Below are 23,566 nucleotides of genomic sequence, written 5' to 3'. Positions count from 1 at the left end.
TTCCCCGTCTTGATCATTTTATCGAGCCACTGCGCGCTCGTCCCCGCACCTACCGCGATATCCGCCAGCGAGTACGCACGCCGCTGACCATCGGAATAGGTCCGCAGCCGCGTACGGCGCAGGAAGACGATCCGGGAAACCACCCGGCGGTGACGCTCCTCCACCGGATCCGCCCCACCGCCGGAACCCTGCGGCAACCGCTCACCGCACAGCAGCGCCCGCACATCCTCCACGGGCAGCCCCGAGGCGTACGAGAGACCACCCTCGCCCTCCACGCGGAGCACGTCCTCGCGTTCGAGCCCAGCACGCTCAAGCAGGGAAGTGATGCGCCGAGCGGTCCCGGCGGGATCCGCGGCAAACCCCTCACTCATGCCTGTTCCCCCGCCCCGCTCCATGCCGACTCGTAGCCGATGACGTACGTCAATGAAAGGTACACAGTATGACTTCGGATCAGCCACAGCAACCAAAGTTTACAGGCGTCAGTTTGCGTTGATGACCTCACACAAGCAGGTGGTGACGATGGCTGCTGTGGCCGGAGCCACAGCAGCCATCGCTTTCACTCCATGAGGTACTGGAGCCTGTCGACCACGTACGGGCCGTACCCGAAGGCCGTGCCCAGTCGCTCGAGTCGACCGTAGGACTCGGGTGTCAACTGCGCCCAGCCCTGGTTGAGGGCGTTCAGCAGGAAGCGGAACGCCAACTCCGAGCACACGCTCACGGCGCAGGCCCTGAGCGCCTCCCGGGTGAGGGCGAGCGGCATGCGGAGATCGGCCCGCCCCTCGTCGAGCAGGCCGATCAGCTCCAACACGTCCGTCGTCAGGCGGCGGTGCTCGGCCGCTGCCGCGGTCGTCCCGTCGGGCACGCACCGGGGGTGGACCGTGCGGGTCCCCTCCGACGCACCGCGTGCCCGGGCGAGCGCGGTGACCGCGTCCAGCAGCTGCTCCACCCAGGCGCGTTCGGCTCCCCGGATCTCCGGGGAGCCGCCGCCCGGCGATTCCGCGGCACACCAGAGCAGGTTGAGCTCGTCCCCGGTGAGGCTGGAGTCCCGCAGCCGCAGGATGTCCTCGATGAGCAGGATGAGGCCGGTGGGGTCGCCTTCCGTTCCGAGATAGGAACGACATGGTCGAGCGCGTCATCGGCGGTCAGGCACCAGTCACCGTGGAAGGACGCGCCGAGCGCTGTCACGCCGAAGTTGAAGTACACCCACTCCTGCTGAGCCGCGCGGCCGTGCATGTGGTGCTGCTCCTTAAAAGGGATAGGAGGTTTCGACGTAGAAGCCGCCGGGCTTGGCCCTTTTGTCGGCCACGAAGGTCACCTTGAATCGGTTTGTCGCATTCGGATGGTATTTAGTAGTTGCCCAGGTGGTCGACGTAGTCGCCGAGGGCTCTTGTTCCGTACGTGCCCTCGAGCGTGAGCTTCCTAGGTCCGGTCTTGTTCGCTTCCCTGACCCACTTTTCAATTTGTGGCGCGTGCTTTGCGGCGAGCTGATCCACCGCGGCCTGGGCAAGCTCCGCGCTCAACCAGCGGGAGTTGTTCGTCGGCCTGCCCGATCTTTGCGTCTTCTCCTTTGCCAGCTTCGCCATGTCGTCATTGCTCACGTTGACATGTTCGCGCAGGGTGTGTGCGACATCGCTGAACCGGCTCTCGGCACGTGCCAGGTCCGTGCGGTTGTGAACCAGTACGTCGGGTCTTCTGGGCCAGTACGTAGTAGGTATGGAGGTCGTTGACCGTCAGGTCGTAGGCGGGCTGGAACTTCTTCCGGTGGGAGATCGTGGCGATCCGGGCTGTGTTGCCGGTCGGGGTGCGCAGGGTGTCGCCGACGTTGAGCTCTGCCGCGTCGGTCCACTGGAGACGGTTCTCGGCCCAGAACGGGTGGTGGGAGGTTGCCGTGAGCGAACCGCCGCACCCCCGGCGTCAGGGCACCAGTTCCATCCCGCGCACCAGCCCGGACAGGGCCGCGGCCTGCGAGCGAACGCCCCGGCGCCTCGAATCCAGCTTCCAGCGGCTGGAGGAGCAGGTGAGCCTGCGCACCGACAACGCCGCCGGCTGACCGACGGCCCGGTACGAGTGCCACGCGCCGTGCGGTACGTCACCGACGGATCCGCCGCGGCGCAGCAACGGATCCCCGGTGGCCGTCCCTTCGTCCCGGCCATCGCCAGGCGGGCTGTCAGTGGCGTGCGTCACAGTAGAGAGGAATGACGGCACTTCCCCCTCGTGAACGAGGTGATCCAATGAGGTACGCGATCCAGGCCGAAGGCCTGGCCAAACGGTTCAAGCAGACCCGCGCACTGGTTGGTGTGGATCTTCAGGTGCCGGCCGGCACCGTGCTGGGCATGCTCGGTCCCAATGGTGCGGGCAAGACGACCGCGGTCCGTATCTTCGCCACTCTCCTGCTGCCGGACGCCGGGCGTGCGGAAGTCGGCGGCTACGACGTCGTGCGCGAGGCGGGGCTGGTCCGTTCGATGATCGGGCTGACAGGGCAGTACGCCGCTGTGGATGAGAATCTGACCGGCACGGAGAACCTGCTGATGATCGGGCGGCTGCTCGGAATGCCCCGCGGGCAGGCCCGGGCCCGGTCGGCCGAACTGCTCGACCGCTTCCAGCTGAGTGACGCGGCCGGACGGGCCGCCAAGACCTACTCGGGCGGCATGCGACGACGCCTCGACCTCGCGGCGAGTCTGGTCGGGCGGCCGCAGATCCTCTTCCTGGACGAGCCGACAACCGGACTCGATCCGCACAGCCGCGGCGAGGTGTGGGAGATGCTGCGCGGTCTGGTCTCGGAGGGCGTCACAGCCTTGCTGACCACGCAGTATCTGGACGAGGCCGATCGGCTCGCCGACAACATCGTGGTGATCGACAAGGGCAGGGTGATCGCCGATGGCACGCCCGACAAGCTGAAGTCACAGGTCGGCGGGCAAGTGCTGGAACTACGTCCTGCCCATGCCGCCGATCTCGGCGCGGCGCACGCCCTGCTCACCGAGGAAGCCGGGCCGCAGGCCAAGATCGAGGGCGATGAGGTCACCGCGCCCGTCAACGACCCGGCGATCATGCCGAGTGTGGTGCGCCGACTGGACCAGGTGGGCATCGCGGTGGCCGAGCTGACGCTGCGGCGCTCGTCCCTCGACGAGGTGTTCATGGTCCTGACCGGCCACCGGGCGGAGCCGAGCAAGCCCGCGGCAAGCGCGGGCGACGACGACCAGTACTCGAAGGCGGGGATGCTGCCATGACCACCGCGTCGATCACCGACACTCTGGGCCGCGGCGGCAGGGTGGGGCCTCTGGCGGCCCTGCGCCAAACCGCCACCATGGCGTGGCGGAGCCTGGTCTCCGTCAAACACAACCCGCTGGAACTCGTCGACTACAGCATTACGCCGATCATGTTCGTGTTCCTGTTCACCTACGTCTTCGGCGGACAGATGGCGGGCTCTCCCCAGGACTACCTTCAGTACGCGCTCGCCGGCATCATCGTCCAGAACACGCTCTTCATGAGCACGTACACCGCCATGGCATTGAACACCGACCTCACCAAGGGCGTCTTCGACCGCCTCCGCAGTCTGCCGATCGCCCGCTCGGCACCGCTCTTCGGGCGCATCACGGCCGACCTGGCGAAACAGCTCTGGGCCATGCTCCTGATGATCGCGCTGGGCACCCTGCTGGGCTTCGAGATCACCGGCGGCCCCGCCCGCTTCGTCGGGGCGATCCTGGTGCTGCTGACCTTCGCCGCCGCTGTCTCGTGGACGGCGGTGCTGATCGGGATGCTGGCCGGCGACGCCGAGAAGGTACAGGTCTTCGCCTTCACACTGATCTTCCCGATCACCTTTACCAGCAGCGCCTTCGTCCGGGTGGACACCATGCCCGGCTGGCTCCAGGCATGGGTGGACATCAACCCCGTCACACACCTGTCGGACGCCTTCCGCGGACTCCTCCTCGGCACCGCCGCAGGCCGGCCGATCATGTGGTCGCTGGTCTGGGCGGCGGGCATCGCACTGGTCTTCATACCCCTGGCGATGCGTGCCTACCGTTCCAGGGTGTAGCCGCTGCTCGACGGGCCGTGGACGGCGTCCGGGCAGCCGGGCAGCCGCGACCTCGCCGGCCCCAGTCGCGCCTTCGCCTCGAACGGGCCGGCCACACCCATGCCGGCGGACCGCTTCACGCGCGCCACGGGCATCCGCAGAGCCCCCCGCTGCCCGCTCCCATCCTTGAGTAATAGGCCAGCACCAGACAGCGGGGGCTTACCCAGGATCACCTTGGCGTGTCCACACAGTCGGCGGGAGGCTTACCCGGCTGTCAGGGGGCTTGCCCGGGGCGGAAGCGGGAGAGCCAGCCGACGGCCTTCTCGACGGTCGCGGCGGCAGTCGACCCCAGGCGGCGGCAGGGTCAGTCGGCGTTTCCCAACGAGGCACCGCTGCTGTTCCACATGAAGGCGTCCTTCCCATCCGGGCGCCCCCTGGCCCAGCCGCTCAGGGCGACGATCACCCTTTCCTGGGAGATCGTCCGGGTCTGGTAGTGCTCTGCCGCCGTGCCCTCACGGAACTCCAGCTGGTAGGTGTTGTCATCCCTCAGCCACACCTGCACACACCGATCGCCCACCGCCTGATCGTCGACTCGCTCGACGATCACGAAGGCGTTGCCCCGGCGTGGAGTGGGGGTGGCGAGCGTTCCGCGGGCATGTCTTGACCGTGAAGATCACGGGCATGGCAGGACGGGGGCATGCCTCTCCGAGAGGCCCATGCCGCGTAGGCCCCCCAACCAGCTCAGGCTGGACGTGCCACGTCGTGTCCATCAGAGCCGGAGACAGCCGTCGTCAGGGGAGTACTCCGCGACGCAACCGCAGTCCGTCCCGTCCGTAGGCCCGGGACGCGGCGACCCGCTGCTGCCTTCGGAGCCATACGAGAGCTGGCAGCCACTCGCGGTCAGGCTTCTCGGCGTCCCGGCCCACCAGCAGCGCAGACGTGGCAGTTACGTGAACTGCACTCAGTTGATGAGAACGGCTCCGCATGGCCGGTCCCGGTGTTCCGGCAAGCGTGAAGGCCGGGCTCCCGAGAGGATCGGGAGCCCGGCCCGGGCTCCGCGGGTCCTGGGGGTAGACGATTTCGCCTTCTGTCGTGGACAGAGATACGGCACGGTGCTGGTGGAGGTGGAGAAGGGAAAGCCCTTCGATGTTCTGCCCGACCGCAGCTCAGAGACGTTCGCGGCTTGGCTTGAGGCCCATCCCGGAGCGGAAGTCATCTGCCGGGACCGGGCCAATTTCCCCGTCGCGGTAGACGAGAAACCCGGCCCGGACGAGATGGGCGACCGCCGAGGCGGTCACCCTCGGCCGACGCAGCGGCAGCGGGACCCCCAGGGCCTCCGTCAGCCGCTCCGCCGCCTGCCCCTCACCCTGCCCGGGAACCCCTGATCGGCGCGAGGCGTGCGCCTACGGCGCCGTGACTCTCACCGGTTCCGTGTCGGCCGCGCTGTGCCGCTCGGCCCAGTTCTCCAGCGCCGTGCGGCAGGCGTGGTCGACGTGGTGCAGCCCGGAGAGGTCCAGCTCCACGGGGCGGTTCTGAGGCAGCGCCTCCAGACTGTCGAGGATCTTCGGCAGCCGCAGGAAGGTCGCGTTGCCCCACAGGTACGCCTGGACGGGGCCGGCGCCCTTGTCGATGACCTCCAGCTTGACGTGCGAGGCCTGCCAGGCGGTCTTGGCGACCGACAGCGCCAGACCGATCAGCACGCCTTCGAACATGTTGACCGCGACGATCGCCACGGCCGTGACCACCAGGATCAGCGCCTCACCGCGGTACGCCGTCCACAGCCGCACGACCTGCCGGAACGGGATCAGCTTCCAACCCGCGTACACGAGGATGCCGGCGAGGGCGGGCAGCGGGATCAGCTCCAGGACGGACGGCAGGAGCGCCGCGAACAACAGCAGCCACACGCCGTGCAGCACGCGGGAGGCCTTGGTCTTCGCGCCCGCCTGCACGTTGGCCGAGCTGCGCACGATCACGGCGGTCATCGGCAGCGCGCCGAGCAGCCCGCACACGGTGTTGCCGGCGCCCTGCGCCAAGAGTTCCTTGTCGTACTCGGTGCGCGGCCCGTCGTGCAGCCGGTCCACGGCCGCCGCGCTGAACAGGCTTTCGGCGGAGGCGATCAACGCGAAGGCGAGGATGGTGCCGAAGATGGCCGGTTGGGCCAGCTGACCGAAGGCATCGGCCCCCGGCGGCTGGATCGCGCCGAGCAGCCCCTGCACCTCCACCGTGGCGACCGGCAACCCGAACGCCAGCGAGGCCAGCGTGGTCAGCAGTACCGCCGCGAGCCCGCCCGGCACCGCCCGGGCCCGTTTCGGCATCCGCTTCCACAGCACCATCACCGCGATGGTGGCCGCGCCCACCCCGAGCGAGGCCAGGGCCTCGGTGCTGCCGACCGCGCGGACGAGCGCGCCCGGCAGTCCCACGATCTTGTCGATGCCGGACGCCGGTGCCTTCAGGCCCGCCGCCGCGTACAACTGGCCCGCGATGATCACGAGCCCGATGCCGGCCAGCATGCCCTCGACCACGGAGACCGAGATGGCCCGGAACCAGCGGCCCAGCTTGAGCGCGCCCATGAGGAGTTGGAGCAGCCCGGCGGCCAGCACGATCACGCCGAGCGCGGGCAGCCCGAACTGGCGGACGGCCTCGAAGACGAGCACGGTCATACCGGCGGCCGGCCCGGACACCTGCAGGCTGCTGCCGCGCATCAGACCCGTGACGATGCCGCCCACGATGCCGGTGACCAGACCGAGTTCCGCCGGGACGCCGGAGGCGACGGCCACGCCGACGCACAGCGGCAGCGCGACGAGGAAGACGACGAGGGAGGCGGCGAAGTCCTGCCTCAGATAAGGAGACTTGAACACTGCGTTCATAGGGCCGCTCACAGAGCCTGGAACGTATCGGTGTCCGCGTGGTGTTCGAGTACGGCCCCGGTGTGCACCTCGTAGTACCAGCCGCGCACCCGCAGACGCCCCTCGGCCAGCCCCTTCTCCACACAGGGGTACGAGCGCAGGCGCAGTAGTTGGGCGAGGAGGTGGTGCTGCACGGACGCGGCGACCGCCGGGTCGTCCGGGTCGGCCGACACCGGCCGGCTCGCGGCGTACGCGAGCCAGTCCCGTACGGCGGGGACGGGGTCGAGGTCGTCGCCGCGCACCAGCGCACCGACGGCACCGCAGTGCGAGTGGCCGCAGACGACGATGTCCTGGACACCGAGCACTTCCACGGCGTACTCGATGGTGGCGGCCTCGGAGGTGGGCCGCTCTGAGGCGTACGGCGGGACGATGTTGCCCGCGGTGCGCAGCTCGAAGAGCTGACCGGGGGCGGCGCCGGTGATCAGGGCCGGTACGACCCGGGAGTCGGAGCAGGTGATGAACAGGACCTGTGGGGACTGGCCTTCGGCGAGTTTGGCGAACTCCTCAGGGCGCTGTCCGAATGTGCGGGCGTTGTCGATGAGGGGCTGCATGCGTGGTCATTCCTCCTGGCGCGCCATGACAGCGCGTCGGACGGGCAGGACAGAGGGAGGCGCTGTTTCGCTGTCAGCAGCGGAAGACCTGGAGCGCCGCCGGTACGTGGCGGGTGTGCGCGGGGGCCTGCCGGCCCGCCGGGGCAGCGGTCGCCGTGACCGGTGATGGCGCACCGCGCCTACTCGGATGACTCAATTCCGGACTGGGCTTCGGCCGCGGCACGACGGGCCCCGTGCGCGTGTGCGAACGCCACCGCGTGCACCGGGAACAGGCGGCGAGCAGGACGGCGGCGAGGATCGCGAGCGCAGTCCCGGCTGTCGCACCTCGCAACATCCATCCCTCCAGGACAATCGGCACCTCTTGTGCGCACCAAGTACCAGTCAACGATTGGTCAAGAAACACGTTAACCCGACGAAGTTGTTTGCGCGGTTAACACGACGTGTCCGACTGAAGAGAGCCCGAAAGTGCGAGGTTTGTTGGCGCGAACCTGCCCATCAGTGACCCGCCGCGCCCGTCGACGCCGTGGCCCGCGCTGTCGCATATCGCCAGGCGGCCCGTCAGGCGGCCGGGCTAAAGTCGCCCCATGCCGCCGCACCCCAGAACGCCGGCCAACGGGACAAGCCGGTCGTCCCAGGTGATAAGCGAGCGGCGGTTCGGCTCGACGGTTCGGGATACCCGGCCATCGCAACTTCGCTCACTCGATCTACCAGCCGGGCCATGCCCCCGACCACGAGTCGATGGAGGGGGCCATGAACGAGATCAAGGCGTGACCAGGGTGGCCGTGACACCGGTCGGCATGTCGGTCAGCGGGAACTTCCGGTCGGATTCGGCTGTTTTACGGGGTGGGGTACATGGACGGACTCAGCCATGCAGGGTGGGCCGGTAGGTGAGCTCTTGGATGTGGCTGTCGAGCGTCCGGCTCTCGATCAGCTCGAGGTCGAAGTCGGCCGCACCCTGGAAAATCGGGTCCAACCCGGTCTGACCGGTGATCACAGGGAAGAGCGTCACCTGGACGCGGTCGACCAGACCGGCGGCCATCAGCGCCCGGTTCATCGACAGGCTGCCGTGCGAGCGCAACGGCACCTCGGACTCCTCCTTGAGCCGGGCGACGACATCGACGGCATCGCCGCTCACGAGATTCGCATCCGGCCAGTCGAGGGATCCTTCCAGTGTGCTCGACACCACCGTTGCCGGCAGGTGCCTCATCCGTGTGACCCACGGATCACGCACCTCGGACTCCTCGGTGCTCGACGCCAGCATCCGCGCGAACGCCCGATACGTGTTGGCCCCGAAGACCATCCGCTGCTCCTCGCCGTACAGGGCGAGGCGGTGGTCGAGGAGCTCGGGGCCTTGCTTGCCCCAGTAGCCGGTCCAGTTGCCGCTGGCGGCGCCGAAGCCGTCGAGGCTGGAAAAGACGTCGAAGGTGTAGGTAGCGGTCATGATGCTCTCCTTGAGTGCGGTTGATCGGGTGTGTGGATACAGACTGCAAACCACGTCGAAACTCATCGCCGTTGGACTCCTGGCTTCCGGCCGCCCCGTGCGGCCCCAGTCCCTGACCACGGCCAAGACGGTGGCGGAGAGCAGCGTGGTCAGCGGCGGGTGTACCGGCGAGGCATCCCTTTGTCGGCCCGCCCGGCATGAGTCTCCGTGCGTACCTATTGAGCACTTCTGGTGGCGGCATTTCGACCTTTGAGTCAGAGCGGCCGACGCGGGTCACCCGAACATAGACGACGGCCGTGACGTCGAGAGCCGCCAGCGCTAGGTCGACGAGGAGGCGGAGTCGTTCCCGGACCGCCGCGGCCACGTCTCGGGTGTGTTGGAGTCGTGGTGCCAGTCAAGTTCGCCCGTGCCCAGGCTGATCGTGACCCGGGGATGCATGGGCTCCTCGCCGCGACGGGAGAGCAGCACGATCTCGTGGACCCTCGCCGACATGCTGCCCAGGCGGGCGGCGCACTCGGCAGCCAGGCGCCGCGGGTCATGGGTACGCCCGAGTGACAGGTGCGGTGTGAAGCGGGGGAACCGGCTGCGACATAGGGGGAACGGCTCCGCCAGGGCTTCCTGGAGTGCCGTCCAGGGGGCCAGGCCGGACGCGGCGGGGTCCAGCCACACGGTGGCGTACGCGCGGTGCCTGAAGGCGTGCACTCCGCTGAGGCGGATGGCGAAGGGCTCGCTTTGGGTGGCTGCGGCGGCCAGCAGCGGGGCCGCCGCCGCGAAGTCGGCTTCCGGGACGAAGCCGAAGATGAGGTTCACATGCGGTGGCCAGCGGCGGATCTGGGGGTCGTGCTCGGCACGGATGCTCTGGATGGCGGGCCACAGTCCGGCCGGAGGGAGCCACACGACGGCGGTCCGCGGCGTGGGAGCGACCTCGAGGAAACCTGGGACACCGGCTCCGCCACCGGCGGTCGGGGGCACGTTCACATCACCATGATGCCCTTGGCCGCCGGCCGGACACGGGCGGCGGCGCACGTCTCCCGCCAGCCCCTCACATACTCCTTGTTCAGATGCGCCAGGACCGGATCCGGTCCGCCGCGTCGTAGGCGTCCGTACGGCCGGAGTCGATGTCGCGGGCCAGGTCGACCAGCAGCCCGTAAGGGGCGTCGATGCCCTCGCCGGCGGCGTGCATGTACGCCACTACGAGTCCTGCGCCGAACAGGGCGTTGCGTGCCGGAAGGGGGCGCAGGCGGATGACGGCGTGCATGAGGGCGGCGGCGCGCCAGGCGTTGTCGACGGTGGCACCGATCTGGGGTGTGTTGACCCGGTGGCGGCCGACTGCGGCGACCAGGGCGGAGAAGTCGTGGATGGAGGGCTGCTTGGGCAGGACCTCTGCCTGGCGCTCCAGGAGCCAGCGGATGTCGACGTACAGCTCCACGGCTCAGGCTGCCCGGCCCGACGCATCCCGGCGGGCCGGTGCGTCGTCGGGGAAAGCCTTGTCGAAGGCGTCCGCTTGGTCGGCGAGGAAGGCCCGGAACACTTCGCCGGCCTCTTCCAGTCGCGGGTCACGGACCGCGTCCTGCGCGGCCTGCGTAATCAGCGCGGTCACCGTGGTGCCCTCAGCCTCCGCCCGTTCCTTCAGCAGCGCGTGCAGCTGCTCCTCGACCCGGATCGTCACCGTCTTCGACATACCCACGACCGTACAGCAGCACGTAAAGCAACGACAGCGGAACGAGAGAACCGACTGTCAGCGCCGGGGCCGACGGCGGCCGGTTCGGCGGGAGGCGCCCCACGGATCCCTCCTCGGGCGGCCCAGCCGGCCAGACCGCTGCCCGGCGCAAGGGGCTCCTCCACCCAGCGACGCCGCACGTGCCAGGCCACCTCGGCCTCCTCGGGATCTCCATCCACCAGCCTCAGCGGCGTAATCCTGATCTTCCCCTCTGCATGGCACCCGAACAGCTCGATCCTCACCGGGCGCGGCACCGGACTCTCCAGCCCCTCGAACTCGGCCGGCATGTGGTCCCCCGGGCGCAGGCCCCGCTTCCGAGTCCGCCTCCAGGGAGGCCGAGGCGCTCGCGAGCGGCGAGCTGCTGGTCGGTCAGCTTTCGTGCGGTCATGTGCTGCCTCCTGCCCGGCCCTCGGAGACGTGAGCCTAAAACCTCAACTCTGATGGAGGTCAACCGTTTGGTTCATCGCAGGAGATGGGGGGGTTGGTCAAGCGGGTGGTCTCGGGGAAGGAGAGGCGAGTGCGGTCGTGGCCCGCGGTCAGGGTGGGCGCCGACCCGGGTGTGGTGGGCGAGGCGGACTGGGCACGCCGCTGCGCCCAGATTGGTGCGGCAGGAAGCGCTCGCCCTGGTGACGCCACCGGCCTCAGCACGCTGACCCCTGCACCGCTGGGCATTCCAGGGCCGAGGTCTGACGGTCTCCGGTTGGCGGCGCCCTCGCCGCTGACCCCGCGGCCGACGCGACCGGTGGTCGACGAACCAGGGGCGCGCCCTCCGCCCCGACCGGGTCGGTGCCGCCGCAGCGGGCGCCGCCGCGCATCCCCAGGTGCCCGGGCGCTTCTGTGGCCAAGGTGCGGTCGTAGCGCCGCTGGAGAGTGGCGGTGCGGTCCGGGGACTTCAGGACCGGGCCGAGACTCTCTCCGGGTGTCAGGTCGCGGTGGTGGCCGCGCAGTTCCAGCGACAGGCCGTGGTCGGGATCGGTCAGGGCCCGCACCCAGTTCGGCCGGGCGCAGGCCGGTCCCGGAGTCGTGGCCCAACTCCAGGATCCACCACTCCCCCAGCCGGGCCTCGTGGCCGGTGACGACCTGGGGAACGGCGACTGTGTGCAGGGGTCCGATGCGGCGCAGGAGTCCGCTGGGGAGCCAGGCGGTGGCGCGCCAGGTGGAGTCGTGGGCGATCGGCTCGCGTTCGTCGTCCCACTGCTTCTCGTAGGTGGTCCATATGTCGGCGGCCAGCCGGCAGGCCTCCTCGCCGTTGTTCTGGATCCGCTGGACGAGGGCTGCCTCGGCCTTCTCGAAGTCGCGGCGGGAGGGCCCGGTGAGCTGGAGCCGTCAGCACCCGCAGTAGTTTTTCAGGAGACCGTCGCCGGGATGTCCCGCAGGGTGACGTTGGCGTGGCTCTCCTGGAAGCTCTGGGCTGAAACGAGGGTCAGCCGGGCCGTGGACTGGAACTCCGGCAGGGTAGTGGAGCCGCAGGAGACCATCGTGGTCTTGAGCTTGGCAATGGTCAGGGCGAGCCCTTCGTTGAGGTCGCCCGCGTAGGGGACGTAGCCGTCCACGCCTTCCTCGAAGACCAGCCCCTCGCCTCCTTGGCCGTAGCGCTGCCAGTTGCGGGCCCGGTTCGAGCCCTCACCCCAGTACTCCTTCACGAAGCCGTCACGGGTGGGCAGTTTCGCGCCGGCCGCCTGGTCGAAGCGTGCGAAGTAACGCCCCATCATGACGAAGTCGGCCCCCATCGCCAGCGCCAGGGCCACGTGGTAGTCGTGCACCAGCCCACCATCGGAGCAGATCGGCACGTACTCGCCGGTTCGTTCACGGAAGGCGTCCCGAGCCGATGCGACGTCCAGCACAGCGCTGGCCTGGCCGCGGCCGATGCCCTTCTGGTCCCGAGTGATGCAGATGGAGCCGCCACCCACCCCGACCTTGACGAAGTCCGCTCCCGCCTCGGCGAGAAAGGTGAACGCCTCACCGTCGACCACGTTGCCGCCGCCGACCGGGATCTGCGGACAGTGCTTCTTCACCCAGGACAGAGCCTGCGCCTGCCAGTCGCTGTAGCCGTCGGACGAGTCGAAGCACAACGCGTCCACGCCTGCCTCCAGCAGGGCCGGGACGCGCTCCTGATAGTCGTGGGTGTTGATACCCGCGCCCACGCGCAGACGCTTCGCAGCGTCCACGACCTGGTTCGGGAAGCGCTTGTTGTCCGCGTAGTCGGAACGGAACACCAGATGCTGCAAGTGACCCTCGGCATCCAGCACCGGGAGGCAGTCCAGCCGTTCGTCCCACAACCGCGCGTTGGCTTCGGAGAGCGTGATGTCGGGCCCGGCATGGGCCAGGTCGGCGACAGCGGTCATCCGGCCACTGACCGGTCCGTCCAGATCATGACGCTGGGGATGAAAGTCCCGGGAGGTCACCAGGCCGAGCAGGCGGCCGGTGGCGGTCCCGTCGTGGGTAACCGCAGCGGTGCTGTGACCGGTGCGGCGCATGACATCGACCAGGAGGCTCAGGCTGTCGTCGGGGCGGACGGTGGTATCACTGGTGACGAACCCGGCCTTGAAGTTCTTCACCTGGCGGACCGCTGCAGCCTGGTCCTGGATCGGCTGATTGTGGTGCAGGAAGCTGAAACCACCGTTTCGCGCGAGCGCGATCGCGAGATCGGGTGTGCTGACGGCCTGCATGATCGCGGACGTGAACGGGGACTGCAGCTCGATCGCCGACGCCTCGCCCGCCATGTGCCGCACCAGGGGCGTGCGCAAGTCAACCGTCGCAGCCGAGCAGTCGGTCCGAGTCCGGTTCGGCAAGAGCAGAAACTCGTTGAACGTCCGTGAGACCTCGGCGATGATCTGTGCCACTCGTTCCTCCTGACCGTCGGCCGGGGCCCGACTGCCCCGCCGTGAGGATCGCCCCCCCGTATCCCAGGGCCCGGACAGGCAGAGATCAGCAAAACAGTCGTGGAGTGCCACCAACTGCGGCAGAGCCCTGACCGGCCCGTTGATCGAACGGGGGTGCGGTCGTGACATGGCACCTTATCGATCAACTCAGCCGCTGCACTAATCGTGGCCGCCAGCGGCAGCCGCCATCCCTGGTGGTTGCTTCAAGTCCTCTGCCCGGGCCACGAGGTACGGGCAGACGGCAGACGGCTCGTTCGCTGTGCGTCGCGGGACGAGGCCACTGGCATCCGGACTCGACGCCGGTGCACGAGCCGTCCGGGCATAGGCTTCGCACAGCACGGACGGGGGGCGGAGCACATGACAACCGACGCAGCGCAGAGGTGGGGGTCGACCCTCGATTCTGTGGTGGTGTACGAGCAGGGCGCGGTCTGCCGCCGTCTGGCCCGGGGCAGCCTGCCGCCGGACGGAAGGGTGAGGGTGACGGGACTGCCCCGCTCGCTGGACCCGGGCTCGCTGCGGGCCCGCGTTCTGGGCGCCCCCGGGGTGCGTGTGAGCGAGGCCCGGGTGGAGGTCGAGGCCGAGCCGTTCGGCACTTCCACGCCCGCCCAGTTGCGGCGCGAGGTCGCTCGGCTGCGCGACGGGTACGCGGCAGCTCAGGGACGCCGGGACCGCCAGCTGAGCCTGATCGAGGAGATCAGGGCTCTGCGCCCGGTCCCGCCGGCTCGCACGCGTGAGGACCCGTACCGCCGTACCCCGGTCGACGCGTGGCTGGAGCTCGCCGACTTCGTGGACAAGCGGCTGACGGTACTGCAGACCCGCCTCGTCGAGCTGGAGGAGGCGCTGCGCCGTGCCGAACACGAGCTGGACATCGCCGCGGACAGGCTCGCCCGGGCGTCCACCGACGCACCGTCAGCGCTCGTGGAGACCACCGTCTCTGCTGTTCTGATCGTCGACACCGCGGGCGCCGGTGACGCCGAGGCGGAGGTGGAGGTGGAACTGGAGTACGGGGTGCCGGGCGCCGTCTGGGTGCCGGCCTACCGTCTCACCCACCGTCAGGGCGACCGCAGCGGCCGTCTGGTGCTGCGTGCCTCGGTCGCCCAGCGCACCGGCGAGGACTGGACCGGCGTGTCGATCGCACTGGCCACGGCCGACTTGCGACGCGGCACCGACCTACCGAAGCTCCGCTCGATCCGGATCGGACGTCGTCAGCCTGCCCCCGCGCCTTCTGGCTGGCGCGAGCCCCCGGCGGGGCTCGCCGACCTGTTCGCCGGGTACGACGCGGCAGGCCCTCGCCCTGCCACGACCGCCGTGCCCGTAGCTGTCATGCCCGTAGCTGCCGTGCCCGTCGCTGCCGTGTCCGGGCCCGTTCCGCCACCGCCACCGCCGCCACCGCCGCCACCGCCGCCGGCACCGCAGGCCTACGGCGGGCCTCCCGCTGCGCTCCCGGTGCCAGGCAGCGCGGGCGGCGCCTCCCCGGAGTTCTTCGGCGGCGCGGTACCCGCCCCCGCGCAGCCGGTCCGGGCGCGTACGGACCATAGGTTGAGTTCCGGCGGCAGGTCCTTCGCGGCCCCCGCCCCCATGGCACCCGCGGCTCCTGGCGGAGCTGCGGCGATGGCGCCACCGCTGCCGAGACCGGCGACCGGCCCGCCGCAGCCGAGCGGCGCCGAGCTCGACTACGCCGCCCTCGTCCTGTGCGGTCCCGACGAGCCGGGCGGTCGCAGGGGACGGCTGTTCCCCGCCTCCCCCTTCGACCCGGTGGCGGACGGGTACCGCCGCCGCGCCGAATCGGTGGCCGCGCTGCCGCTGCCCGGGCACGCCGTGCGGCCCCGCGAGTCGGCGGGTTCCTTCGATCACCGCTTCGATGCCGCCGCCCGTGCCGACATCCCGTCGGACGGCACGTGGCACAACGTCACCGTCGGTGAGATTCCGGTCGGTCTACACACCGAGTACCTCTGCATGCCGTCCGTGGAGCAGAGCGTGTACGCGACGTTGATGCTCTCCAACGCCACCGACCAGGCTCTGCTGGCTGGCCCGGTGGAGGTCACCGTCGACGACGACTTCCTGTTGACCGCCGCACTGCCCACGCTCGCCCCCGGCGGTGTCCGCCGCGTCGGGCTCGGACCGGCCGAGGGCATCCGGGTCACCCGCCGTACGAACCTGTACGAGTCCACGTCGGGGCTGCGCAACAACACCACCGTGCTCGACCACCGGGTCCACGTGGAGTTGGCCAACCGCCTCGCGAGGCCCGTCACCGTCGAGGTCCACGAGCGGGTACCCGTCACCTCCGAACCGGATGTCCGGATCGAGGAACGAGCGGACTGGACGGCACCCGAGGTCGGCGTGGGGCCCGATCTCCATGCCCCGGGCACCCGCGTCTGGCGGGTGGATCTGCCCGTCGGCGGCACCGCCGTGCTCGACGGCGGCTACGAGATCCGCATCCCGGCCGGCAAGGCCCTCGTCGGCGGCAACCGCAGGAGCTGACAGACACCATGACCACGGCCTCGAATCCGATCGCCCTCCCCGTGACCGCCGTCACCTGTCTGGAGGATCGCGCCCACGTCGAGCGTGCCGTCGTGCTCGACCTGGAGGCGGGGGTCCAGCGGCTGCGTCTCGGCCCGGTCAGTGCGCTGGCCGTCGACCGGTCCCTGCATGCCGAGCTGACCGCCGATCACCCGGCGACCGTGCTCGACGTACGGATCGTCCGCAGCTGGACGCCGCACGGGCCGCTGCCGTCCACTGACGACGACCCCGTCCTGCGCAGGCGGGTGCACGCCCTCGAAGGGGAACGGCTCGCCCTGGGCCGGCGACGCGACCGGCTGCACGCCCGCCTCGACCTGCTCGGCCGCCTCGCCGCCGATCTGCTGCGGGAGATTGGCGAGGGTGCCGGCTCCGGGGAGAGCGACGGGCCCCGCTGGGACCGCGAACTGGACCGGGTGGACGACGAGCGCGACTCGTGTGGCGAACAACTCCGCAGTGTGGAGGCCCGGCTGGCCGCCCTCTCCGATGAGCTCGGGGAGGCCGTGCGAGCCATGGAGGTCTGCGAGGGGCAGCCCGCCGAGCTGGTCGGCCATATCGAGCTGACCGTGGAAACCGGGGGCGCCGGGCCGGTCGGGCTGCGCCTGAGCCACCTCACCCCGTGTGCGCTGTGGCGGCCCGCGTATCGGGCCGTGCTCGACGGGGACTCTCTGACACTGGAGACCGACGCGATGGTCTGGCAGCGTACCGGCGAGGACTGGTCGGACGTGCGGCTGACGTTGTCGACGGCCCGCTCGGGACTCGCCACTGATCCACCGTGGCTGGGCGAGGACCGGCTGACGCTCACGGACCGCTCCGCCGCGCAGCGCCGCACGGTCGACGTCGAGCTGCGGGAGGAGGAGATCGGGACTCTCGGCCCGGCCCCGGTGCTCGGCCTGCCGGGGGTGGACGACGGCGGCGAGGCGCGGGTGTTGCGGTCCCCGGCGCGGGTCTCCGTGCCGGGTGACGGCCGCGCGCACCGCGTGCCGCTGTCCGCCTTCACCACGGCCGCGCGCAGTGAGTACGCCTGTTCACCGGAGCTGTCTCCCCTGGTCAACCGGGTGGTGCGGTTCGACAACCTGGCCGGCCACGCACTGCTCGCCGGGCCTGTGGACCTGGTCCGGGACAGCGGATTCAGCGGCCGCGGCACGCTGGACTTCACCGCGCCCGGCGCCCCGCTCGAGCTCGCCTTCGGCAGCTGCGACGACCACCGGGTCGTCCGGCATGCCGAGGAGGCGCGCGACTCCGCCGGAATCACCCAGCGGACCGTCGTCACCCGCACGGTCCGACTGCACCTGTCCCGATTTAGTGCCCCCGGAGAGCAGGGCAACCGGGTGGTCGTCCTTCGTGAGCGGCTCCCGGTCTCCGAGGTCTCGGCGGTGGAGATACGTCTGCGCAAGGAATCCTGCTCCCCTGCGCCCGACGTGGTCGAGGCCGAGGGCATCGCCCGCTGGGACGTCACCCTCCCACCCAGCGGCCAACGCACGGTCACCCTGGTCTACGAGTTGTCGGCGAGCGCCAAAGTCACCGGGCTCTGAGCCCGACGGTCCGCTGGGCACGGCGTTGCCGGGTCCGCGCTGTGGGTGCGGGGCGGAGTCGCTTCACGCGTCGTGTTGCTTTGCCGCTCGCCGGTCGGTGAAGAGCGGCTCGTGGCGGGCGACGCGGCCCTCCCGCTGCGCAACCCCTCTGATGCACGCAAACGCGACACACCCAGGGACACAGAAAAGAGGCCCCGGTCTCCATGAGGAGGCCGGGGCCTTGATCGAGCGCTGGGCAGGCCTTGCACCTGCATCCCCCCACGGGAAGTGGGGTGTCTTTCCTTGGACCACCAACGCCAGTCCCACAACCGCCGATCACGGCCGCGAGCACGAGATCAAATATATCGCATGAATCCAGCCACGGCGCCACCGGAACAAGACACACGGCCGCCCGCCACCTCCACATGTACCCCGGTGGCCACGTCGGCTACGCGAAGCGGCCGGACGCGTTCGGCCGGCTGCTCCGCGCGACGCTCACCGCGGCGCCGGGCCCGCCCGGAGGCGAGGTGTGAACTCCGATCCGGTCGGGCCCGTGGACGCGCGGTCCAGCAAGCGGGCCAGGTCGACCCGTGAACGAACGCCCAGGAGGGCGAAGACGTTCCGCAGATGGTGGTCGACGGTACGCGGGCTGAGCGAGAGCCGGCTCGCCACCTCCCGGTTCGTCGCACCTTGCGCCACGCACCGGGCGATGCGCTGCTGCTGCGGAGTCAGCAGGACCAGCGGGCCGGTGTCGCCGTCCACCCGCACCGCCTCACCGGCGGCCCGCAGTTCCCCCGAGGCCCGCTCGGCCCAGACCCGGGCGCCGCAGCGTTCGAAGGCGACCAGCGCGTCGCGCAAGGGCCCGCGCGCCTCCCGGGTCCTGCGCTGCCTGCGCAGCCACTGTCCGTACAGCAACCGGGTACGGGCGCCCTCGAAGTCGCCGCCCCCGCTCGCGTGATGGGCGAGCGCTTCCTGGTACCGGGCGGCCGCCTCCTGGGCGGGAGCCAGCAACGCCCGGCAGCGGGCCAGCTGGGCGGGAGCCTGCGGGTCGGCGGTCGTGGCGGTCCACACCGCGAACTCCTCGACCGCCACTGCCGCTGCCGCCGCCGCGGGCCCGCCCCCGCGGCCCGCGAGCACCGCGGCCTCCACGAAGCAGGGCACCAGCAGCATCCGGGCCGCGAAGTGACCGCGCAGGGGTCCGGGACCGACCAGCGGCAACAGCCGTGCGGCGGCCTCGGAGGATCTTCCCTCGCCCAGGTCCGCGCGGGCGACCGCCCAGGTGGCGAGGGTGGCGGCCTGGGCGAGGCCGTGCGGACCGGCGACCGACGCCGCTGCCCGCGTGTGCTCGGCACACGCGGCAGCACCCCCCTCCACGGAGGCGGCGAGGGCCAGCACGGCGTGCAGATCGGCCGCCTTGTTCCGCTGGCCGAGCCGGTGGGCGGCGGGCAGTCCCTCCTCGGCGTGGGCGCGGGCCCGCGCGTGCCGGCCCGCCCTCAGTTCCGCGTACGCGAGGTGCTCCAGCGCCTGCGGCAACAGCGACTCCGGTCCGTGGACCCGGACGGCGGCCAGCGCCCTGGCTCCGGCCCGGCAGGCCGCGTCGATCTCGCCGAGGACGAGCGCGGCTCCCGCCGTACGCAGCAGCGTGGCCGGATCGGCGGTGGTCTCGGAGCCGGGCCGGCCGCGCAACAGGTCCCGGCCCTCCTGCCGCAGCCCCTCGCCGAACACCGCGCACAGGCCCGCCCGGTACCGCTCCAGGGCCGGGTCGGGCTGCGGAGCCGGGATCCGGCGGAGCGCGTCGAGGCAGGCGGGCACGTCCCCCATGGCCCAGGCGGCCTCCGTCGCGCCGAGCAGGGCCTGCACGCTCCGTTCGGCGTCGTACGGGGCGAGCATCGCCGAGGCGGTGAGCAACGCCTCCCGGGCGTCGGCCACCGGCCCGTCGCGCAGGGCGAGCAGCCCGCGTACGTAGTGGGCGCGGCCGGGCGCCGGTCCCAGCCGCACCTGGGCCAGGAGGTCGCGGGCCCGCGCCGGGTCCCCGCCGAGCCAGGCGTGCTCCGCCGCGGCGGCCAGCCGGGCGCCGCGCAGTTCCTCGTCGGGGGAGAGCAACGCGGAGCGGGCCAGCGCCACGGCCCGCTCCGCGTGCGGCCGGGGGGCGACGGCGGCCCGTACCAGCGCCTGCGCGAGCGCCGGATCGTGGCGGTCCGCCGCACAGGCCCGCTGGACGAGGCGCGGCAGAGCGCGGTGGGGGCCGTCGAGCAGTTGGGCCAGCAGAAGGTGTACGGCGCGGCGGCGGGCGACCGGGGTGCGGCGCAGGAGCGCGGTGCGCAGCAGCGGATGGGTGAAGCGGATCCGTACGCCGTCGTCGTGCACCGCGCCCGCCCGCTCGGCCGGTTGCAGCCGGCCGGGATCGAGCCCGGCCGCCTGCCCGGCGCGCGTCAGCAGCGCTGAGTCGGCGCCCGCGTCGTGGGGTTCGTGCTCCTGCGCGGCTGCCGCGAACAGCAGCAGCAGGCGGGTGTCCCTGGGGAGCGAGTCGAGGAGGGCGGCGTACGCCTCCAGTACGCGCTCGGTCCCCGGCAGCGGGCGAGAGAGGGGGGCGTGCCCGGCCAACTGGTCCGGGGTGAGCCGGCCGGCCGCCGCGGTGAGGATCAGCGGATTCCCGGCAGCCTCGCGCCGTAGCTCCTCCCGTACGGCGGGATCGATCCGGCCGCCCGTCAGCCGGTCGATGAGGGTGGTGGCGCAGTGGTCGTCGAGCGGGCCGAGCCGAAGACGGGCAAGGCCGGCCAAGTGGTCGTCCTGGCCTCGGTGTTGGCCTTCGGTGAGCAGTACGGCGACCCTGCGGCCCGGTTCGAGCCGACGGGCGGCGAAGCCGAGCGCCGCCCGGGAGTCGCGGTCCCAGAGATGGGCGTCGTCGACGCAGACCAGCAGCGGACGGTGGGCTCCCAGGGCGCAGAGCAGGCCGAGGAGCGCGGTGGGCGCCAGGTCGGCGCGCAGGGCGTCGGCGGCCTCCGGGGGCAGCGGGCCGGGGGTCGAGCAGAGCAGGGCGTGCAGACCGCTGTAGGGCAGCGGCTGTTCGGCGGGCGCGGCGGAGGCGTACATGACGGGCCCGTCGCGGTAGCCGTCCATGGCGTGCCGCACGAGGGCGGTACGGCCGAGGCCGGGCGGGGCAGTGAGCACGAGCGTGCTGCCGCGCCCGTGTCTCAGGTGGCTCAACAGGTTGTCCAGTGCAGCGAGTTCACTGCTCCGGCCGTACAGCGGGAGCGGCCCCCGCACGGTCGTCGATGAGGTCACGGCCGTGTACGTTACTTCCGCGTAACCGGGGCCGGAAGCCTCGCGTCCACCCGGACCACAGCGGCCGCGGACGTACTGGACCGGCTCCCAACGAGGGGCTCCCCCGGCTGTGCGGGGACACAGGCCGCCCCCTGTACGGCAGTTGCCGGTGGCATCGCGTGCGTCCGCGCGGCCGCCACCGGCAAACCGACCGTCAGGTGTCAGGAGGTGTGCGGGCAGGTGCCGCGGTACTCCTCGATGGTCAGGCTCGGGCGCGGCAGCGGGCAGAGGAACTGCTCGTAGCGGATGTCGTTGTCGATGAACCGCTTCAGCCAGGACAGGCTGTACTTGGCGATGGTCGTGTTCGAGGTGTTCGGTGTGGTGTGCGTGGCGCCGTTGAGCTCCAGGTACGCCTTGTCGAGGGTGCTGGGCAGCGAGGTGTAGAAGGGCTCCGAGTGCGAGGAGACGGGGGCGACGGTGTCGCCGTCGGCGCCCACCACCAGCGTGGGCGTCCGTACCTCGGACCACGTCTTGTCGGTGTTCCATCCGGTCAACGGGATCGCCGCCTGCAGCGACGGGCGAGTCTTGGCGGCCTCCAGGGCGCCGCCGCCGCCCATCGAGTGCCCCATGACCCCGAGCCGCGTGCTGTCGATCCGGCCGCGGACGGCACTGCTCCCGGTCAGGTAGTCGAGCGCCGCGAGGAGCTGCTCACCCCGGCTCGCGGGCTGGTCGTACCGGGAGTTGGTGTCGATGGTGAAGACGACGAAGCCCTGCGAGGCGAGGCGCGGACCGAGCCAGGCGATGCTGGACTGGCCGGCGGTGAAACCGGGCGAGATGGCGACGGCCCCGAAGGTGCCGCCCGCGGTGGAGGTCGGGTAGTAGATGGTGCCGCCGCCGAAGCCCGAGACGCTCAGCGAGGAGACCGAGGTCTGGCCGACGGAGTAGGAGCCGCGGGAGGCCTCGATGCTCGCGACGGTGGGGGCGGGACCGCGTTCGTACGGGTTGTCGGCGGCGTGGGCGCTCGGCATCAGCGCGGTGAACAGGGCGGTGGCCAGGAGGGCCGTGGCCAGGCCCGACCGGACCGTACGCGAGCGGCCCGTCGCGGCGGGCCGGCGGCGCGGAAAGAGGGGGAGGTGTCGCACGGGGGGTCCTCTCGGCTGTGGGGGAAGCCACGCCGGAGAGGGGATCGAGGACCGCCGGCCTCGGCGGTCCTCGGCTGTCGGGCGCACCGGGTGGCTACCGCCGGGTGAGTCGGCGGTAGGCACACGGTGGTGGCGGACCCGGTGCGCACACATCGGCAAGTTCACCGGTTCTCTGAGCGCGGACCGCCGGCCGAGGCGGGGCGATCGCCTTGGCCGGGCTCGGCGGCGCGCGCGTGCCGTGGCCCCGGCCGAGCGCCGCTCCGGAGCGCGGATCCTCTCGCGCATCGGCCACCGCCGGTACGCGCCTGCCTGCGCGGCCCGGCCGGCCCGGCGGCCGCTGGACCTCGGGTAAGCCTCCCGGGCCATACGGGGCGACGGGGCGACGGGGCGACGGGGCGAGCATTTTGCCGAACTGCCGCTGTGGGCCACCGTCAGTGCCTGGCGCCAGTCCGCGCACGGCACGGACGTGATCGGACTTGGAACTGGAATGCAAACTCTCCACGCCCGGTCCGGAGCAAGCCCGGCCGCTCTGGGAGCATTGGCTCGCCGGACCGCCACAGACACCCGGCGCCTGGGCCGGACTCGACGGCCGACACGTCACGGACGTCCCAGGGATCTACCTGGCGGTCGGCGAGGCGGTCAACGGACCGGGCGGCTACCTCGGCGCCAACCCGGATGCCCTCGCCGGCTGCCTGGGCGGCACCTTCGGCTACACCGCTCCCGAACGCTCCTCTGGCGGTGCGCCGCCACCGCGCGCGAGCATCCGTGCGGCACCCTGACGCCGGACGGACAGCCGTATGACCTGTTCACCGAGGTGCTCGATGCCTTGGCCGGCGGCACGTCGTAGGCCACCCTGACGTGACCCCGGTCCGCCTCCTGGCTGCTCGACGACCAGGACGGTGGCGCCCCGTGTCGGAGAAGCGGCGCCGTTGATCTCGCCACCCGCACCCGCAGCCTCCAGCAGCACGGTTCCGCCAGCCAACGTGTCCGCTCCCGGCTCTACACGCTCGCCGCAGCCTTCACCGCCACCGCGGTGTTCGCCGCCATCGACTCCCCCGCCTGCCGGACGCCGAGCGCTACCTGGAGCAGGCCGTCACCCTCGCCGGACTCTCCGTTGACGGCCAGGTCCGACATTAGGCCTGGCGCTACGCCGCCACGCTCGCCGACCAGCGCGGCCGCTATGCCGACAGCCTCTCCGCCGCCGAAGCCTTCGCCGCCCACCGCCCACCGCACCGACCCCTTCTACGCCTTCCTCTGCCGCGCCTGCACCGCCCTGCCGGCCTCCAGCAACGGCGACAGCATCAGGGCCCTGCGAGCCCTCGGCCGCGCGCACGCCTCCTTCGACCGGGCAGAGCTCGCCGCCACCCGCCCGGCTTCCGTCGCCTTTGACACCGCCCGTGGACTCCTCAGCCCGACCGGCATCACGCACCACGGCCCCGGCGGCGCCGAGCCGGCGGACCGCCTGTCGGCAAGGCGACGGCGAAGGGCGGTGCAGAAGTCGCCGCCCGGCAAGCATGCGGACGCCGGAGAGGCTGTGGGCCTCTCCGGCGTCTGCCGTGTCGGGGGAGCTAGCGGGCAGATCGGGGAAGCGTAGTGTGGGGGAGGAGTGGGGTGTTC

20 protein-coding genes and 2 pseudogenes are annotated in these 23,566 nt (G+C 71.2%); 7 read left to right on the top strand and 15 right to left on the bottom strand.

Translation table 11 applies throughout. The features are described from left to right. The 4 genes and pseudogenes from ACWDYJ_RS32465 to ACWDYJ_RS32450 all read right to left on the bottom strand — a co-directional run. A pseudogene (locus ACWDYJ_RS32465) lies at positions 1-371 on the bottom strand (hypothetical protein); the annotation flags it as partial. Between the two features lie 185 nt (positions 372-556). Beyond that, positions 557-946: a hypothetical protein gene (locus tag ACWDYJ_RS32460; protein ID WP_451569185.1), complete on the bottom strand. Its 390-nt coding sequence runs from the start codon at positions 944-946 to the stop codon at positions 557-559. 400 nt (positions 947-1,346) lie between these two features. After that, a complete protein-coding gene (locus ACWDYJ_RS32455) occupies positions 1,347-1,616 on the bottom strand; it encodes an RNase A-like domain-containing protein (RefSeq protein ID WP_451569186.1) in 270 nt (89 codons plus the stop codon). After that, a pseudogene (locus ACWDYJ_RS32450) lies at positions 1,588-1,836 on the bottom strand (polymorphic toxin-type HINT domain-containing protein); the annotation flags it as partial. The gene ACWDYJ_RS32455 and the pseudogene ACWDYJ_RS32450, both read right to left, overlap by 29 nt. 52 nt (positions 1,837-1,888) lie before the next feature. Here ACWDYJ_RS32450 and ACWDYJ_RS32445 point away from each other — a divergent pair. The 3 genes from ACWDYJ_RS32445 to ACWDYJ_RS32435 all read left to right on the top strand — a co-directional run bounded on the left by ACWDYJ_RS32445 (position 1,889) and on the right by ACWDYJ_RS32435 (position 4,033). After that, on the top strand, positions 1,889-2,050 hold the full coding sequence (locus ACWDYJ_RS32445; protein WP_451569184.1) for a hypothetical protein: 162 nt from the start codon (positions 1,889-1,891) through the stop codon (positions 2,048-2,050). A 181-nt stretch (positions 2,051-2,231) separates the two neighbouring features. Then, positions 2,232-3,227 (top strand): ATP-binding cassette domain-containing protein, encoded by a 996-nt coding sequence (locus tag ACWDYJ_RS32440; RefSeq protein ID WP_451569183.1) that lies wholly within the window; start codon positions 2,232-2,234, stop codon positions 3,225-3,227. Beyond that, on the top strand, positions 3,224-4,033 hold the full coding sequence (locus ACWDYJ_RS32435) for an ABC transporter permease (protein WP_451569182.1): 810 nt from the start codon (positions 3,224-3,226) through the stop codon (positions 4,031-4,033). Before ACWDYJ_RS32440 ends, ACWDYJ_RS32435 begins: the two co-directional genes overlap by 4 nt. Before the next feature lie 343 nt (positions 4,034-4,376). Here ACWDYJ_RS32435 and ACWDYJ_RS32430 read toward each other — a convergent pair whose 3' ends face one another. Further along, a complete protein-coding gene (locus ACWDYJ_RS32430; protein WP_451569181.1) occupies positions 4,377-4,589 on the bottom strand; it encodes a hypothetical protein in 213 nt (70 codons plus the stop codon). 139 nt (positions 4,590-4,728) lie between these two features. On the opposite strand from ACWDYJ_RS32430, the gene ACWDYJ_RS32425 reads away from it, so the two are divergent. Continuing rightward, positions 4,729-5,397 carry a transposase gene (locus ACWDYJ_RS32425; RefSeq protein WP_451569180.1) on the top strand — a complete coding sequence of 223 codons (669 nt, stop codon included), beginning with the start codon at positions 4,729-4,731 and terminating at the stop codon, positions 5,395-5,397. Between the two features lie 18 nt (positions 5,398-5,415). Here the strand turns inward: ACWDYJ_RS32425 and ACWDYJ_RS32420 are convergent, their stop codons facing one another. The 7 genes from ACWDYJ_RS32420 to ACWDYJ_RS32390 all read right to left on the bottom strand — a co-directional run bounded on the left by ACWDYJ_RS32420 (position 5,416) and on the right by ACWDYJ_RS32390 (position 13,473). Further along, entirely contained in the window at positions 5,416-6,879 is a 1,464-nt protein-coding gene (locus ACWDYJ_RS32420) for a SulP family inorganic anion transporter (RefSeq protein WP_451569179.1), read from the bottom strand. An 8-nt stretch (positions 6,880-6,887) separates the two neighbouring features. Then, a complete protein-coding gene (locus ACWDYJ_RS32415) occupies positions 6,888-7,469 on the bottom strand; it encodes a carbonic anhydrase (protein WP_451569178.1) in 582 nt (193 codons plus the stop codon). Between the two features lie 862 nt (positions 7,470-8,331). After that, positions 8,332-8,910: a dihydrofolate reductase family protein gene (locus ACWDYJ_RS32410; protein WP_451569177.1), complete on the bottom strand. Its 579-nt coding sequence runs from the start codon at positions 8,908-8,910 to the stop codon at positions 8,332-8,334. Between the two features lie 318 nt (positions 8,911-9,228). Further along, on the bottom strand, positions 9,229-9,888 hold the full coding sequence (locus ACWDYJ_RS32405) for a 2'-5' RNA ligase family protein (RefSeq protein WP_451569176.1): 660 nt from the start codon (positions 9,886-9,888) through the stop codon (positions 9,229-9,231). Between the two features lie 79 nt (positions 9,889-9,967). Continuing rightward, complete coding sequence (locus ACWDYJ_RS32400) at positions 9,968-10,339, bottom strand: toxin Doc (protein WP_451569175.1); 372 nt, start codon at positions 10,337-10,339, stop codon at positions 9,968-9,970. Positions 10,340-10,342: 3 nt separating this feature from the next. After that, the gene (locus tag ACWDYJ_RS32395) at positions 10,343-10,591 is read right to left on the bottom strand and encodes a hypothetical protein (RefSeq protein WP_451569174.1); all 249 of its coding nucleotides are present in this window, start codon (positions 10,589-10,591) and stop codon (positions 10,343-10,345) included. Between the two features lie 1,385 nt (positions 10,592-11,976). Next, positions 11,977-13,473, bottom strand: coding sequence for an IMP dehydrogenase (locus tag ACWDYJ_RS32390; protein ID WP_451569173.1), 1,497 nt, complete (start codon positions 13,471-13,473; stop codon positions 11,977-11,979). A gap of 396 nt (positions 13,474-13,869) precedes the next feature. On the opposite strand from ACWDYJ_RS32390, the gene ACWDYJ_RS32385 reads away from it, so the two are divergent. Then, entirely contained in the window at positions 13,870-15,993 is a 2,124-nt protein-coding gene (locus ACWDYJ_RS32385; RefSeq protein WP_451569172.1) for a DUF4139 domain-containing protein, read from the top strand. A gap of 8 nt (positions 15,994-16,001) precedes the next feature. Next, a complete protein-coding gene (locus ACWDYJ_RS32380) occupies positions 16,002-17,564 on the top strand; it encodes a DUF4139 domain-containing protein (protein WP_451569171.1) in 1,563 nt (520 codons plus the stop codon). Between the two features lie 474 nt (positions 17,565-18,038). Here ACWDYJ_RS32380 and ACWDYJ_RS32375 read toward each other — a convergent pair whose 3' ends face one another. Continuing rightward, positions 18,039-20,828 carry an AAA family ATPase gene (locus ACWDYJ_RS32375; protein WP_451569170.1) on the bottom strand — a complete coding sequence of 930 codons (2,790 nt, stop codon included), beginning with the start codon at positions 20,826-20,828 and terminating at the stop codon, positions 18,039-18,041. Positions 20,829-21,028: 200 nt separating this feature from the next. Next, on the bottom strand, positions 21,029-21,949 hold the full coding sequence (gene bdeA / locus ACWDYJ_RS32370; protein WP_451569169.1) for a bis(hydroxyethyl) terephthalate hydrolase: 921 nt from the start codon (positions 21,947-21,949) through the stop codon (positions 21,029-21,031). Between the two features lie 476 nt (positions 21,950-22,425). On the opposite strand from bdeA, the gene ACWDYJ_RS32365 reads away from it, so the two are divergent. Beyond that, positions 22,426-22,728, top strand: coding sequence for a hypothetical protein (locus ACWDYJ_RS32365; protein ID WP_451569168.1), 303 nt, complete (start codon positions 22,426-22,428; stop codon positions 22,726-22,728). Between the two features lie 220 nt (positions 22,729-22,948). Here ACWDYJ_RS32365 and ACWDYJ_RS32360 read toward each other — a convergent pair whose 3' ends face one another. Then, positions 22,949-23,083: a hypothetical protein gene (locus tag ACWDYJ_RS32360; protein WP_451569167.1), complete on the bottom strand. Its 135-nt coding sequence runs from the start codon at positions 23,081-23,083 to the stop codon at positions 22,949-22,951. Between the last annotated feature and the right edge of the window lie 483 nt (positions 23,084-23,566).

It is taken from the genome of Streptomyces sp. NPDC003042, assembly GCF_053591315.1.
This window is presented reverse-complemented; position numbering and strand designations above follow the sequence as displayed.